A 15,389-nucleotide genomic window follows, 5' to 3' on the forward strand; every position below is an offset into this window, starting at 1 on the left:
GACACAGTCGCGTATCATTGTTAATAAATTGTAATAAGACGTTTAGGTGGGTAGCTGTTTGAATTGGCGATCATATCTTGAAGACCGCAATAAAATGTTCTGGGTCCTGCAGATCGCAGGGTGGATGGGGTATGCCTTAGTTCAATATATTGGCTCTCTCATGCATGAAATGCGCGATATTTTCCTCGTGATCATTTTATTGGGTGCTTATGCTGGGTTTTTGTTAACGGTACCCATGCGCTACATCTATCGTGCCATCTGGAACGCGCCGCCTTTTGTCCATGTCATTATGGTGATCGCGATTTCCTACTTCGCCGCTGCGATATGGGCTGTCATTGATAATCTCACACATTGGGAAATCTATAAATTCGGATATCGACCGAATAACTTACTGTTCTACTTCCAACATAGCGTGGCCAAGTTCTACATTTTGCTCACTTGGAGTGTGTTGTACTTTGTGATCAAGTATTACCAGCTGTTGCAAGATGAGCGTCAGAAGGCACTTACTGCGGTGTCGATGGCCCACCAATCGCAACTAAAAATGCTGCGCTATCAATTAAATCCACACTTTTTGTTTAATACCCTGAATGCGATTTCGACGTTGATTTTGGTGAATGAAAACAAAGCCGCCAATCAAATGATGAGTAAACTCAGTCGTTTTTTACGATTTTCGTTAGATAATGAACCCATTAAGCGCATCAGTTTAAAGAAAGAAATTGATGCACTTATGCTGTATCTGGATATAGAAAAGGTTCGTTTTGGTGACCGCCTAGAAATCCATGTTGATGCGTCAGATGAGGCGTTACGGGCCCTTGTGCCTAGTTTATTGCTGCAACCATTGATCGAAAATGCAATTAAATATGCAATTGCTCGTACCGAAACCACGGGTACGATTCATATCCATGCCCATGTGGAAGCGGATATGCTGAAAATTAGTATTGCCGACAATGGACCACAGCCCTTTGACCCATCGCGTATTAAGGTGCGCGGGTCAGGTGTGGGGCTGGCGAATACACAAGAACGCTTGAAAGCCTTGTATGGTAAGCAGTACTCCTTTAATCTGTCGGCTAATGTTCCTTCCGGCTGCGTGGTGAGCATTTCCATGCCATGGCAGCCAGAAGAGTAATCACTTGAAGACAATGTGAGTTGAATGAACGACATGCAGCAAACAATCCGTGCGGTAATAGTTGATGACGAACCCTTAGCTCGTAAAGGGTTGAGAATCCGACTTGAACAATTTGAATACGTCGATATTGTTGCGGAAGGCACCAGCGGCCGGGAAGCGGTGGAAGTGATCTTGGCGGAGAAACCGGATTTGGTGTTTCTCGATATTCAAATGCCCGGCATGAACGGATTTGATGTGCTCCGCAGCCTTCGGGAACGAGCGCAAACCATGCCTGCGGTAGTTTTTGTTACTGCCTACGACCAGTATGCGATTCGCGCATTCGATGTGCGGGCTCTAGATTATTTGTTAAAGCCAGTCGATGAAGAGCGCTTGAAAGAAGCTATGGATCGCATAAGTGATGAGCTTAATACTGAAAAAGCGCGGCAATACCAAGACCGTTTGGTGCAGTTGGTAAGTGAAATTACGGGTGAAGATTGCGAAGATATCTTGCGTCAGCTGGCAGAAGGGAAGCAACCAAAATTCGATCAGTATCCTGAGCATCTGGCAATAAAAGACAGTGGCGAGATTACACGTGTGGCAATGAATTCCATTGAATGGATTGATGCTGCGGGTGATTACATGTGCATTCACGCTGGTAATCAAACACATATCTTACGTAAAACCATGAAGGAATTGGAGCAAGAGCTCAATCCTCGCATCTTTCAGCGGATTCATCGGTCGGCCATCGTGAATTTAGCGCAAGTAGAAAAGCTCTGTAGTCGGCAAAATGGTGAATATCACATTGTCTTGCAAAATGGGCAGGAGCTGAAGGTCAGTCGCAGCTACAAAGACCGAATCAAACAGCTCGTTTTGGGTAATGCCTAACACCTCCTAAGAAAAAAGCAGTGAACAATATCACTGCTTTTTTCGTTTAAAACAAATACATAATAAACGCAGTAAATAAGCAGGAAACCTATGTTACTAATGCGCTGGATAATGGCAATGGTGTGTATTGCGCTGATTTTAGGCAGCTTATCTGCGTGTTCAAGTCGACAACTCGGCTATCGATACGCGGAACAGCTTGTTTCGTGGCAAGCCGGGAGAATTGTGTCGCTTACATCAGAGCAGCGTCAGCAATTACGTAGTGAAACCGATGCGTTGTTGCAATGGCATGCGGAAACTCAATTGCCCGAATATATGCTCGCTCTTAACCGCCTTTATCGCGATGCCAACAGCAAAACCATTAACACTGAAGATCTGGAATACTACGAAGAGCGATTGTATCGCTTTTGGTTGGACCTCCGAAAAGCCTTGGTGGCCCCGTCAGTACGCCTTCTCAGTAAGCTATCGGACAACCAGGTGGAGGAACTTCTGAGTTATATGCAGGAGCGCCAAGAAAAGCGTATTGAGGAAAGATCTGAGCGGGATGCAGAGGAGCGAATCGCGCAGCACGAAGAACGCCTACTCAAACAGATTCGCGATAACATGGGGCGCCCGACCGCACAACAGCAGGCGTTGATCCAAGCCTGGGCAACGGAGGTGCCAGAGACCTCGCAATTATGGTTTGAGTATAATCAACGCTGGTCGAACGCGTTTGCGGAGGCGCTTACTTACCGTCATGATGAGGAAGCATTTGCCCAGCGTATTGAACGTTTATGGGTACAACCAGAGCAGTTTCGAAGCGACGACATGGTGGCGGTATTGATGGAGCACCGAGCGGTGACCATGGAGCTTATGGTGAAAATTCATGGGTCTATGACTGACCGCCAACGCCAGCGTTTAATGCGGACGATTGACGGCTTTAGAAGAGACGTGATCGGAATGATGCGGCAGCGTGATGCGGTGCCGCAATCTCGGTAGAAACTATACCTGAATGATTTTGCTGGTGTTGGTCTTGCCAATGGTTTCCATAACATCACCATGGGTGATGATCACCATTTCACCCTTGCTAATATGACCTTGCTTTTCAATCATATGAATCGCATCGCGCAGAACGGTAGTTGGCGTCGACTTGGTGGAATCAAAATATAATGGGTAAACTCCCCGGTATAAATTTGCTTTATTGAGCGATTTTTGATGCCGCGACAACGCAAAAATTGGCAAGTCTGTATGTATTCGCGACATAAGCTTTGCGGTATGCCCTGATTCTGTGAGGGCGATGATTGCGGTAACACCCTCAAGATGGTTTGCAGTGTACATCGCCGATAGGGCAGTCGCTTGTGATACAGAGCTTACCGAGTCATGCTCGCTGTTCCGAGTAAGTCGCAAAGCAGGATATTCCTCCGCGCCGCGACAGATATCCGCCATCGCTTTTACAGTTTCCACAGGGTATTTCCCAGCCGCTGTTTCAGCCGATAGCATCACTGCATCGGTACCATCCAAAACGGCGTTGGCGACGTCCATTACTTCGGCGCGTGTAGGCATGGAACTATCAATCATAGATTCCATCATTTGCGTGGCCGTAATCACCACACGGTTCAGTTCACGGGCCCGCTGGATAATTCGTTTTTGTTGACCTACCAACTGAGCATCGCCAATTTCTACCCCGAGATCACCACGGGCCACCATTACCACATCCGAATGTTCGATAACGTCATCTAAGGCCGCGTCTGTAGCCACGGTTTCGGCGCGTTCGATCTTGGCACAGATGGCGCCATCACAGCCGGCTTTGTTGAGCAGAGCACGGGCAAGTTGCAGATCTGAACCAGAACGCGGGAAGGAAACGGCGAGAATGTCGACGTCAATTTCGGCGGCGGTTTCAATATCTCGGAAGTCTTTTTCGGTTAACGCAGAGGCAGAAAGGCCGCCGCCTTGGCGGTTAATTCCTTTGTTATTTGACAAGGTGCCAGCAACAACAACCTTGGTGTGCACTTTAGTGCCTTCCACCCGGGTGACTTGTAAGCGAATGCGACCATCGTCGAGCAAAAGAATGTCGCCACTGGTTACATCTTTTGGTAATTCTTTGTAATCAAGACCCACGGCAAACTCATTCCCTTTCGCGCCGTCCATTGCCGCATCCAAGACAAAGTCTTGTCCGTGGGTCAGCTCAACTTTATCGTGTTCAAAGCGCGCCACACGAATTTTAGGGCCTTGCAAATCGCCCAAAATGGCAACATGACGGTTTAACCGTTGTGCGATTTCGCGCACTGCGGTCGCACGTTTTTTGTGGTCAGCGGCATCACCGTGGGAAAAATTGAGACGCACGACGCTTGCACCAGCTTGGATGAGCGCTTCTAAGACACCGGGTTTATCTGTTGCAGGACCGAGAGTTGTGACAATTTTTGTACGACGTAGCATCGAATTACATTCCCTAAAAACTTGAGCGAATAAGACAGATATTATCATAATGATACCCATGTAAATATGACAGCGTCTATGTTTAAGGGAGGACTATGAAAAAATCTCAGTACAGTTCGATACCACGTACCGATGCGGAATGGCGGGAACATTTAACACCTGAGCAATATCAAGTGTTACGCGAGCAGGGTACTGAGCGGCCATTTACCGGTGCTTTGCTGTATGAAAGCCGCGCGGGCGAGTATTGTTGTGCCGGTTGTGGTTTGCCCTTGTTTCCCGCGGATACGAAGTTTGATGCAGGGTGTGGTTGGCCGAGCTTTTACCAAGCATTGCCTGATGCGATTCGTTACCTTTCGGATGATTCCCATGGGATGCAGCGCATTGAAATTAGATGTGCTCGCTGCGACGGGCATTTGGGCCATGTATTCGATGACGGTCCTGGGCCTACAGGCCAACGCTATTGCCTAAATTCACGCGCCATGACCTTTATCGCTATAGATGGGTCTGCAACGAACGGTTGACAAATTTATGCCGGTAAACGTTAGGAAATGGTCTAGGCAACTAGCCGCTGGGACACATTTTAAGTACAATAGCGCTCGAATTTAAACCTGTGCGCGTTCTGCGTGCAGATCCGTTTCATTCGAATAGCTGGGAAAGGTTTTCCAATGACTGATGCGCATAATGATACAACGTTAAAAAGCTGGGAAGAGCGTCAAGACTACGCGGAAATGATGCAACCGCTGATTGGCCGTTTATACCGCACCAAGGGAGTGGAGATTCTGGTATATGGCCGGAGCCTGTTAAATGGATCAACGATTGATATTATTAAAACGCATCGTTTAGTCCGCCAACACGAAGATCATAAACTTCGTCTGCGGGAAAGCTACCCCTTCCTTGCGGCACTTGCCGAGATGGATATTGCCCCAGCTCGTATCGATTTAGGTAAACTTGCCTTCGGCTACCACTTTGGTGGTCAGCGCAAAGATAATGAATCCGTTCAAGAATATTTAAACCGTAACCTTGTAGACATCATTGGTAAAGCCGATGACGTAGAGCCACGGGATGTAGTGCTATATGGATTTGGTCGTATCGGTCGATTGTTAGCTCGCTTATTGATTGAGCGTAATGGAAACAACAACAAGCTGCGCTTACGGGCAATTGTAGTGCGCGGTGGCGGCGAAGGGGACTTAGAAAAACGAGCGAGCTTGTTGCGCCGTGATTCAATCCATGGCCCATTTAATGGTTCAATCACCGTTGATCCGGAGAACAATGCAATTAAAGCTAATGGTACGCGTATTCAGGTAATTTACGCGAATTCGCCGGATCAAGTAGATTACACCGCGTATGGCATCAAAGACGCGATTATTGTCGACAATACGGGTGTGTGGAGTGACGAAGCGGGTCTGGGTTTACATCTGAAAGCCAAGGGTGCCAAGAAAGTGTTGTTAACGGCGCCAGCGAAGGGCGATATCAAAAACATCGTGCATGGCGTGAATCATGCAGACATCCTTCCAGAAGACTTAATTGTTTCGGCAGCGAGCTGTACCACGAACGCGATTACGCCGGTGCTGAAGGCGATTAACGATGAATTTGGTATTAAGAACGGTCATGTTGAAACCGTTCATGCGTATACCAACGACCAAAACCTCATTGATAACTACCACAAAGCCGAGCGTCGTGGACGTTCCGCGCCATTAAACATGGTGATTACCTCTACTGGTGCCGCGAAAGCGGTGGCAAAAGCGCTGCCGGAGCTGAAAGGCAAGCTCACGGGGAACGCCATTAGGGTACCTACACCGAATGTGTCTATGGCAATTATGAACCTGAATTTAAACCGCGAAACGGATCGGGATGGCTTGAATAACTTCTTGCGTCACACCGCATTGCACTCAGAACTGCAGAACCAAATTGATTTTACCTCGTCGACGGAAATCGTTTCCTCTGACTTGGTGGGTAGTCGCTACGCGGGTATCGTTGATTCACAAGCCACTATCGTGGAAGGTGACCGGGCTGTGCTGTACGTTTGGTACGACAACGAGTTCGGTTATAGTTGCCAAGTGTTGCGCGTTATCCAAGACATGGCTGGTTTAGCGGTACCAAATATCCCCGCATAACGGGACATTTAAGTAAAGAAGCGCCCTTGTGGCGCTTCTTTTGTCTGAGGCGATCTGTTCGCTTTACGAGAATTCTTTAATACGAGGAAAACCTATGCTCATTTCAACCGCATTTGATAGCGGCAATATCGAAGTGCTATCAGCGGATCGTCCTGATAATATCCGCTTGAATATTCGCAAAGATCATCAATCTGATTTTTATCAGTGGTTTCATTTTAAGTTGCTGAGCACGGCCGAGATTGAGCACACCCTTATCATTGAGAACGCATCGGGGTCGGCCTATCCAAAAGGCTGGGAAGGTTACCAGACCTTCGCGAGCTATGATCGGGACACCTGGTTCAGAGTGCCCACTTCCTTTGACGGTAGTAAAGTAACCATTCAGTTTACGCCGGAGCAAGAAAGTGTATTTTTTGCCTACTTTATTCCCTATAGCTGGGAGCGACACTTGGATCTGGTGCAATGGGCGCAGCAAAGTAGCTGGGTCGAGCAAAAGGTGCTTGGCACAACCCTTGATGGGCGTGAAATGAATTTACTCGTGATTGGTGAACCTGCAGAGCATAAGCGTTCGATTTGGATTACGGCGCGCCAGCATCCCGGCGAAACCATGGCCGAATGGTTTGTAGAGGGTATGTTGGAAGCTTTGCTCAACGAAGACGAGCCCGTATCTCGCCAACTCCTTGAACAATGTGTTTTCTATGTGGTTCCAAACATGAATCCAGACGGCAGTGTTCGTGGGCATTTGCGCACCAATGCAGCAGGTGTCAACTTGAATCGTGAGTGGAAGACCCCAACGATAGAGAAAAGTCCGGAAGTGTTTCATGTGCTGAACATGATGGATGAAGTTGGCGTGGATATGTACTTGGATATCCACGGTGATGAGAATATTCCGTATAATTTCATTGCTGGTGCAGAGGGGATCCCATCCTATGATGACCGGCATGCGCAGCTCGAGGCATCATTTCGTGCCGCTTACCTGCAGGCCACCGCTGAGTTCCAGACCACCTACGGTTACGATAAAGATGAACCAGGCAAGGCCAATTTAACAGTGGCGAGTAATGCCGTAGCAGAACGTTTTCGTTGCTTGGCCTTTACTGTCGAAATGCCGTTTAAAGATAACGACGACTTACCGGAGCCTTATCAGCAGTGGTCGGATGTACGATCACAACAATTTGGTCGTGATACCTTGCGGGCCATACTGGCGGTAGCGCCTCGCTTGCGTTAACCCGGTGAAGCGCAATGAGCAATAAAAAAACGGAGGCATGTGCCTCCGTTTTTTATCTGTTTTACAACTGCTTATGCCTAAGGATTATTCTTGTCCTCAGCGGCAGCAACATTCGCAGCGGCTTCTGCACGTTGTCTGGCTAAACGTTTCACCCAGAAATCGGCCTTCTTGATCCCTAGCTTTTCCGGATCAAAGGTAATGGGACCACCCGCTTTTTTCTGTGCTTCGTAGTCGCGCAAACAGGTCATCGCAGGTTTGGCAACAAAGAATATCGCGAGAATACCGAGAATGTTAATCCAGGCCATTAAACCCACACCGATATCACCAAGATTCCAGATGTAGCCGGAACTGTTCACTGTACCGTAGGCCACCATAAACATAATCACAAATTTCACAAGGTTGAGAGAGATCTTCCCTTTAAAATAGCGATTTAAGTACGAAACATTGGTTTCCGCAATGTAGTAGTAAGCCAGTATGGTGGTAAAGGCAAAGAAGAAAATGGCAATGCCGACAAAGCCTTGCCCAAAGTCTCCAAATACACTGGATAACGCAAGTTGAGTAAAGGCCGGAGATGCAACTTCGGTGGCAGCATCTACGTTCTGAACAATCATGGTCCCTGTACCCGCAACCACATTAAAATCTTCGGTTTGGATGTTAAATTGCTGGGTAATCAGAATCATGAGTGCCGTTGCGGTACATACGAACAAGGTGTCTACATATACTGAGAACGCTTGTACCAAACCTTGTTGCGCCGGATGATCAACCTCTGCAGCAGAGGAGGCGTGAGGGCCTGTACCTTGACCAGCTTCGTTAGAGTAAATACCACGACGCACACCCCAGCCAATAGCCGCACCAAATCCAGCCTGCGCAGTAAAGGCATCGGTGAAGATCATGGCAAATATCCCTGGTACCTGATTAAAGTTTAGAAAAACAATAACAAGCGCCATAATGATGTACGCCAACGCCATAAAGGGGACAACGATCTGGGTAAAGTTGGCAATACGCTTAATACCACCAAAGATAATAAACCCAAGTACAATCAAGATAACCGCAAGCGCGATTAACTTGTTGGATCCTACATCACCGTAGTCAGTGGTCACCATATTACCGTCACCAAACACGTGTGTAACGGCATTACCGACCGCGTTCGCTTGAATTCCCGGTAAGAAAATACCGCAGGCAACAATAGCGGAAACGGCGAATAGAATTGCCAACCACTTTTGTCCTAGCGCCTTTTCAAAGTAATAAGCTGGGCCACCACGATATTGGCCTTCGTCTTCTACTTTATATATCTGACCGAGGGTTGACTCTGCAAAGGCTGTTGAAGCACCCAGAAAAGCCACGACCCACATCCAGAAAACGGCGCCGGGCCCACCGAAGCCGATGGCCGCGGCCACACCGGCAATATTACCGACGCCTACACGACCAGAAAGGGTCACTGCAAGTGCTTGAAACGAAGAAATGCCTTGCTTGGATGTATTACCGCTAAAGAGTAAGCGAACCATCTCGCGAAAGTGACGTACCTGCGCAAAACGCGTCAGGATGGAGTAGAACAAGCCGGCGGCTAGGCACAGAACGACGAGTGCCGGGCTCCAAACGATATTGTTCACCGTATTGACCAGTGCTTCCATTGGTTTCCCCTGATTGTTATGGAATTGTTGTTTTTAACCCTGCATACTCTGCCATAGTTCATTTAAAAGCTCTATGCTTTGCTGCGGCTTTAGTAGCACTGAATCGCACGTTGGTCGAAAAGTTTGTACAAAACAGCTGATTTTGGTCGATTGCCCACTGACAGTGGGTGAATCTGCCGGTCTGCACTGTTATCATGGGCCCTCGAGCGAAGGATAGGAGAAATCGATGGCGATCATTAGTTGCCCAGGCTGTGGTAAGAAAGTTTCCGATAAAGCGGCAACCTGCGACCATTGTGGATTCATGTTGGGAGCTCATGATAGTGAGAGTTTAGCGCGTAAATCACGCTTACAACGTTCACAGCAATTGAGTCGGTTAGTGAGTCAACAAATGTTGGCGATATTGTTATTCATTGCGGGAATAGGTGCTTTTTTCTATGATTGGGGTACTACGGGGATGGGTCCTTGGATTCCATATATCGGTGGTGTGCTGGCAGCCATAAGCTTTATTTGGTATCTGATTACGCGCGGCCGAATTTATATTTTGAAGAAACAGCGGTAACTGAAGAATATGCAGTACGATGATGTATTAAGGGCCGTCACCCCAGAGATCTACGAGCGCATGAAAGAAGCTGTGGAAACAGGGCGCTGGCCTGATGGGCAGAAGCTCTCAGCAGCTCAGCTTGAGAATGCCATGGAGATTGTTATGGTGTATCAAGCGCGACGGCTCAACCAAACCGATCACTTTTCAATTAATAACGCAGGCGAGCTTGTGTTTAAAACCAAAGGCGATTTGCGCAGGGAATTGCGCGACCGTGCCGGCTTACCCTCTGATGAAGCGACCATAGCCCGTTTTTCTATTGAGCCTGACTCTGATTCGGAGGCATCCTAAATGTTTGTTGTTGAATCACATTCCGACAAGGGGACTGCGGATTTCTACGCGTCTTTAGGTAAACAACTTGCTGCGCTTACTTCCAGCGAACCAGACCTCATTGCGAACCTCGCAAATATCAGCGCGGTTCTCTATGATCAGATTGATCGTTTAAATTGGCTTGGCTTTTATATTGTCAAACAAGATGAATTGGTGCTAGGCCCGTTTCAGGGTAAAGTGGCATGTGTTCGTATCGGTCATGGTAAAGGTGTGTGTGGTGCCGCATGGGCGACTGGAAAAACACAACGTGTCGATGATGTTCACGCATTCCCCGGGCATATTGCTTGTGATAGTGCGAGCAACTCAGAACTCGTAGTGCCAATTTTTTATCAGGGTAAGGTGGTGGCGGTGCTTGATATTGATAGTCCAGAAACCGAACGCTTTACGGCAGATGATCAGGCAGGAGTGGAAGCGCTTATGCCTGTGTTTGAACAGTTAGCCTGGGATCAGGTGGCGGCGTAGGGAGTAGTCACGTGGATCTCGATTTTGATGTTCGACCTTATTTAGTGTCGATTACCGATATGGAATTCTTCGAGGAAGACGCAGAACAAGCGGCGGACCATTTGAATGCCATGATCTACGCCATACATAAAGCAACAGCCCACGGGGGCTTTTGGACCCACGAAAACATTGAACAACTCGTGGTAGAGATTTCCGACCTCTGGTTACGGGAACCTGGATTGTTAGAATCCGATACAGACGAGCTCGAAGATTATATTACTCATTTGGTACAGCGAATTGAGCAAGATGCTGAGCCAGATGATTCAACTGAAGTGCTAGACGAAGGTTAAACAATGGAAAAATCGGCAAAGTTCTCTACCAGTAAAGAAGTGATTGCATATTTGGCAGAGCAGTTCCCAGCATGTTTCACACTGGATGGAGATGCGCGCCCACTGAAAATCGGAATTTTCGAGGATCTCGCGGCCCGTTTGGCAGATGATGAGAAAGTGAGTAAAACGCGAATTCGTTCGGCTTTGCGCTTATATACTAGCTCATGGCGCTATTTACGCGGTGTAAAGGCTGGTGTTCAGCGCGTTGATCTTGACGGTGCAGACGCAGGCCTGGTTGAAGCTGATCATGAAGCTCATGCAGTAGAGCAGTTGCAAGCGTCGCAAGCCCGCGCCAAGGCACGTAAGGCCGAACTTGCGGCAGAAAGTAAACCTACTGCGACTAAACCACGTAAACAGCAGAACAAACCTAAACATACGAAGGTCAAAGAAAACAAAGGAAGTGGACCTAGAAAGTCGCGATCGCGTTCGGCAGATATACCGAAACGGCCGCAAGGACCACTTACCGCAGTGAACCCGGATGCTGTAACTGTTGGTCAACAGGTCCAGGTTCAAGTAGGTAGTTTGCCGGTACAAGGCGTAGTTACTGACCTCGAAAAGAACGACGCGCAAGTTCAGTTGCCATCAGGAATGACCGTTCGGGTCCCAGTGGCTGAGTTATTTCGCGTCGGATAGGAGTTTGAATGATTAAGCAAGCAGTTCAATGGGTTGTATTTGTCGCTCTATTTTTAGCGCTCAGCGTCAATGCTGTTGCTACAGACTATACGGTATCAGATATTCCAAAGCTGACGCCTGAGTCGCAGCATAAAGCAGCGAGTCGCCGCATCGCGTCGTACTTTACCCGTTATCATTACAGTCAAGTGGAGCTGGACACTGCGATGTCTCAGCAAATTTTTGATCGTTATTTTGAACAGCTTGATTACAATCGGATGTTTTTGCTTGAGAGCGATATTGAACGCTTCAAGAAGTATCGCGATTCCTTTCATGAAAAGCTCATAGCAGGTGAACTTGAAGTGGCCTTTGCCATTCACCAAGTAAATTTGGAACGTCGTTTCGAGCGGTTTGCATACGCATTAGCACTGCTTGAGAATGAGTCGTTCAACTTTGAGGAAGAAGGCGAATTTGTATTTGATCGGTCTGAGGCTCCATGGGCAACTACGTCTGAGGAACTTGATCATATTTGGAACAAGCGGGTGCGCAACGACGCCTTAAACTTGGCAATGGCAGGTCGTGAAGACGATGAGATCATTGAAAATCTCAAGCGGCGCTATACCGCCGCATTGCAGCGTATGACCCAAGCTCAAAGTGAAGATGCATTCCAAGTTGTCATGAATGCTTTTGCTCGCAGCGTCGATGCGCACACTAGTTATCTTTCACCCCGCAACGCAGAACGCTTCCAACAGAACATGAACCTATCTCTCGAGGGGATTGGTGCATTGCTGCAATCGGAATTCGATTACACAGTGATTCGTTCGTTGGTTCCTGGTGGTCCGGCAGAACAGTCCGGGGAGTTATCGCCTAATGACCGCATTATTGGTGTGGCCCAAGGGGATCAGGAATTTGTCGATATTATCGGTATGCGTCTTGATGACGTGGTGCAATTGATCACAGGTCCGAAGGGCAGCGTGGTTCGATTGCAAGTTTTGCGTGACGGTCAGGGCGCTGGTGCAGCTCCAGAAATCGTGGAAATTACCCGTGACGAAGTCCGTTTGGAAGATCGGGAAGCGAAACTGCGCGTTGAAGTGACAGGTGACGAGCGTCGGATCGGCGTTATAGAGATTCCAAGTTTCTACAACAACCTTACCGAACATGTGAAAAAGCATTTGATAACCTTACAGAATGAGCCAGTAGATGCATTGATTATCGATTTACGCGGCAATGGCGGTGGTGCATTAAATGAGTCGATCACGTTAACGGGGTTGTTTATTCCTGGTGGTCCTGTCGTGCAAGTACGCGAAAGTTCGGGTCGGGTTGAAGTAAGTACGGATAACGATGCTACAGTGTTTTATGACGGTCCTATGGTCGTTATGGTGGATCGTTTTAGCGCATCGGCATCAGAGATTTTTGCGGCAGCTATGCAAGATTATGAGCGCGCTCTAGTGATTGGCGAAAACACCTTTGGTAAGGGAACGGTACAGCAACATCGGGGCCTGCAACGTCGTTTTGATTTGCATCAGAATCCGATGGGAAGTGTGCAATACACCATGGCAAAATTTTACCGCATCACGGGTGGTTCAACCCAGCATAAGGGCGTAGTTCCTGATATAGCGTTCCCAAGCTTGATCGATCCAGATGAATTTGGCGAAAGTCGGGCTGATAACGCTTTACCGTGGGACCAAATCGAGCCGATTGAATTCCGTGGGTTTTCCATGGTGAATCATGGGTTGATTCAAGATCTCACTGAGCGTTATCAAGAGCGGATCGGGAAAAATCCAGAGTTTACATATATTCAAGAAGACATTGAGCGCTATCGTACATTGCGTGAGCGCACCGCAATCACGCTTGTAAAAGCGGAGCGAGAAGCGGAGTCAAAGCGGGAGCGTGAGCGTAACCTTGCACGGGTGAATGAGCGATTACAGCGCGCAGGCAAAGACCCGGTAGAATCGCTTGATGATGTGGATAGCGACTTCACTGAGCCGGATCCTTTTATGCAAGAGGCCGTGTTCATTACCTTAGATTACCTCGAGCGACTCCATGCAACCGACAGTAATGTTGCAATTCGCTAATAAGCAGAGGTAAGGTACATCACGTTATATACGAAAGGGCCTGGTTTACAGGCCCTTTGCGCTGTTACAGAGCATTAGAAGATAATAATAAACAGGAACAGCACTCAAGTTGTTCTCATCCGACACAATACCGATACCAATAACGACACAATAACGGTTTATTTTTATGACAACAGAACGCGCAACCCACAATCGCTGGTCCAGTAACTTTTCGTTTGTTCTTGCCGCCACTGCTGCGGCAGTTGGCTTAGGCAATATCTGGAAATTCCCATATATTATGGGGGAAAACGGGGGTGGGGCGTTCGTACTCTTGTATCTTCTGTTTATTTTCCTCATTGGCGTTCCGGTACTCATGGCTGAGGTGCTGATCGGTCGCCGGGGACGCACATCGCCAGGCTATGCTGCAGCAAAGCTTGCAAAAGAATCAGGTGTAAGTTCCGCTTGGCAAATTACTGGCTGGATGGGCTTAAGTGCCGGTTATATTATTTTAACCTTCTATGCGGTGATTGCCGGTTGGGCTCTTTCCTATGTATTTAAGAGTGCGGCAGGTACCTTTGTCGATGCTACCCCAGAATCTGTTTCCTTAGTCTTTGGCAGTATGGTGACTTCCGCCAGTGAGCTGCTCTTTTTCAGTACCTTGCTGATTGTGGCAACGGTGTTCGTGGTGGGCAAAGGCTTCAAAAATGGTCTCGAGCGCGCGGTGAAGTATTTAATGCCAGTACTGCTAATCTTACTGGTCATTATTGCTATCTACTCTGGCATTATCGGTGATTTTGGTCGGGCGGTGAACTTTATGTTCCGCCCTGACTTCTCGGCTCTCACCACCCAAGGTGCCTTGATTGCTTTGGGCCATGCCTTCTTTACTCTATCTTTGGCATCAGGTGTGATGATTATCTATGGTGCTTATTTGCCAAAAGGTACATCGATAGCGCGTACATCCATCTGGATTGCTCTTGCGGATACGTTAGTTGCATTGGTGGCGGGACTTGCAATATTCCCGATTGTCTTTGGTTTCGGTTTAGCGCCAGGCGAGGGGCCAGGGTTGATTTTCCAAACGCTACCACTGGCCTTTACCCATATGCCGATGACTTCTCTGACGGCCACTGTGTTCTTCGTGATGTTGGTGTTAGCGGCCTTTACCTCAGCGATCGCGATGATTGAAGCTTCGGTAGCTTTCGCCGAGGAAAAGTTGCAGGTGTCTCGCTGGAAAGCATCTATCGCTTCGGGATTGTTACTATGGACCCTAAGTTTGGCCACCGTATTCTCATTTGCCGGTGCAGGCTGGACCCAACTGAATTGGAATTTCTTTGGCAAAGAGCTGGCCACAATTTTTGATGCTATCGATCACTTAGCGTCGAATATTTTGTTGCCATTAGGTGGTTTGCTCGCAGCTCTATTTACTGGGTGGGTCATGAAGCGTCGCTTTACTGAAGAAGAACTGAATACGAGCCCGCGTGTTTATGCGGTATGGCGGTTCTGTGTGCGTTATTTAGCGCCAATTGCTATTATTGCAATCTTCTTACAATTACTCGGAATTGTTCAGTTTTAACAATTAATCATAACTTTGGGCCCCGTATT

General features: G+C 47.9%; 15 protein-coding genes. 13 read left to right on the plus strand and 2 right to left on the minus strand.

The features are described from left to right. Positions 1–58: 58 nt before the first annotated feature. From FM042_RS02325 to FM042_RS02335, 3 genes are all read left to right on the plus strand, one after another. Positions 59–1,126: a sensor histidine kinase gene (locus tag FM042_RS02325; RefSeq protein ID WP_143234135.1), complete on the plus strand. Its 1,068-nt coding sequence runs from the start codon at positions 59–61 to the stop codon at positions 1,124–1,126. A 33-nt stretch (positions 1,127–1,159) separates the two neighbouring features. Beyond that, positions 1,160–1,990, plus strand: a complete 831-nt coding sequence (locus FM042_RS02330; RefSeq protein WP_143235582.1) for a LytR/AlgR family response regulator transcription factor — start codon at positions 1,160–1,162, stop codon at positions 1,988–1,990. A 99-nt stretch (positions 1,991–2,089) separates the two neighbouring features. Next, entirely contained in the window at positions 2,090–2,965 is an 876-nt protein-coding gene (locus FM042_RS02335; RefSeq protein WP_143234136.1) for a DUF6279 family lipoprotein, read from the plus strand. Between the two features lie 3 nt (positions 2,966–2,968). On the opposite strand, the gene pyk is transcribed toward FM042_RS02335, so the two are convergent. After that, on the minus strand, positions 2,969–4,402 hold the full coding sequence (gene pyk / locus FM042_RS02340; RefSeq protein WP_143234137.1) for a pyruvate kinase: 1,434 nt from the start codon (positions 4,400–4,402) through the stop codon (positions 2,969–2,971). A gap of 95 nt (positions 4,403–4,497) precedes the next feature. Between pyk and msrB the strand changes: the two genes are divergently transcribed. The 3 genes from msrB (at position 4,498) to FM042_RS02355 (ending at position 7,738) form a co-directional block, all read left to right on the plus strand. Next, a complete protein-coding gene (gene msrB, locus FM042_RS02345) occupies positions 4,498–4,923 on the plus strand; it encodes a peptide-methionine (R)-S-oxide reductase MsrB (protein WP_143234138.1) in 426 nt (141 codons plus the stop codon). 144 nt (positions 4,924–5,067) lie between these two features. Next, on the plus strand, positions 5,068–6,516 hold the full coding sequence (locus tag FM042_RS02350) for a glyceraldehyde-3-phosphate dehydrogenase (RefSeq protein WP_143234139.1): 1,449 nt from the start codon (positions 5,068–5,070) through the stop codon (positions 6,514–6,516). Positions 6,517–6,610: 94 nt separating this feature from the next. Beyond that, positions 6,611–7,738, plus strand: coding sequence for a M14 family metallopeptidase (locus FM042_RS02355; protein ID WP_143234140.1), 1,128 nt, complete (start codon positions 6,611–6,613; stop codon positions 7,736–7,738). 77 nt (positions 7,739–7,815) lie between these two features. Here the strand turns inward: FM042_RS02355 and FM042_RS02360 are convergent, their stop codons facing one another. Continuing rightward, entirely contained in the window at positions 7,816–9,369 is a 1,554-nt protein-coding gene (locus FM042_RS02360) for an alanine/glycine:cation symporter family protein (RefSeq protein WP_143234141.1), read from the minus strand. Positions 9,370–9,595: 226 nt separating this feature from the next. Between FM042_RS02360 and FM042_RS02365 the strand changes: the two genes are divergently transcribed. From FM042_RS02365 to FM042_RS02395, 7 genes are all read left to right on the plus strand, one after another. Next, a complete protein-coding gene (locus tag FM042_RS02365) occupies positions 9,596–9,928 on the plus strand; it encodes a zinc ribbon domain-containing protein (protein ID WP_143234142.1) in 333 nt (110 codons plus the stop codon). Between the two features lie 9 nt (positions 9,929–9,937). Then, positions 9,938–10,258 carry a YeaC family protein gene (locus tag FM042_RS02370; protein WP_143234143.1) on the plus strand — a complete coding sequence of 107 codons (321 nt, stop codon included), beginning with the start codon at positions 9,938–9,940 and terminating at the stop codon, positions 10,256–10,258. Continuing rightward, positions 10,259–10,759, plus strand: a complete 501-nt coding sequence (locus tag FM042_RS02375) for a GAF domain-containing protein (protein ID WP_143234144.1) — start codon at positions 10,259–10,261, stop codon at positions 10,757–10,759. It abuts the gene before it with no gap. Positions 10,760–10,770: 11 nt separating this feature from the next. Next, on the plus strand, positions 10,771–11,088 hold the full coding sequence (locus FM042_RS02380; RefSeq protein ID WP_143234145.1) for a hypothetical protein: 318 nt from the start codon (positions 10,771–10,773) through the stop codon (positions 11,086–11,088). Between the two features lie 3 nt (positions 11,089–11,091). After that, on the plus strand, positions 11,092–11,760 hold the full coding sequence (gene proQ, locus FM042_RS02385) for an RNA chaperone ProQ (protein WP_143234146.1): 669 nt from the start codon (positions 11,092–11,094) through the stop codon (positions 11,758–11,760). A gap of 8 nt (positions 11,761–11,768) precedes the next feature. After that, the gene (gene prc / locus FM042_RS02390; RefSeq protein ID WP_143234147.1) at positions 11,769–13,811 is read left to right on the plus strand and encodes a carboxy terminal-processing peptidase; all 2,043 of its coding nucleotides are present in this window, start codon (positions 11,769–11,771) and stop codon (positions 13,809–13,811) included. Positions 13,812–13,977: 166 nt separating this feature from the next. Next, entirely contained in the window at positions 13,978–15,360 is a 1,383-nt protein-coding gene (locus FM042_RS02395; protein ID WP_143234148.1) for a sodium-dependent transporter, read from the plus strand. Positions 15,361–15,389: the final 29 nt, after the last annotated feature.

The organism is Aliidiomarina halalkaliphila (assembly GCF_007096385.1).
GTDB lineage: Bacteria > Pseudomonadota > Gammaproteobacteria > Enterobacterales > Alteromonadaceae > Aliidiomarina > Aliidiomarina halalkaliphila.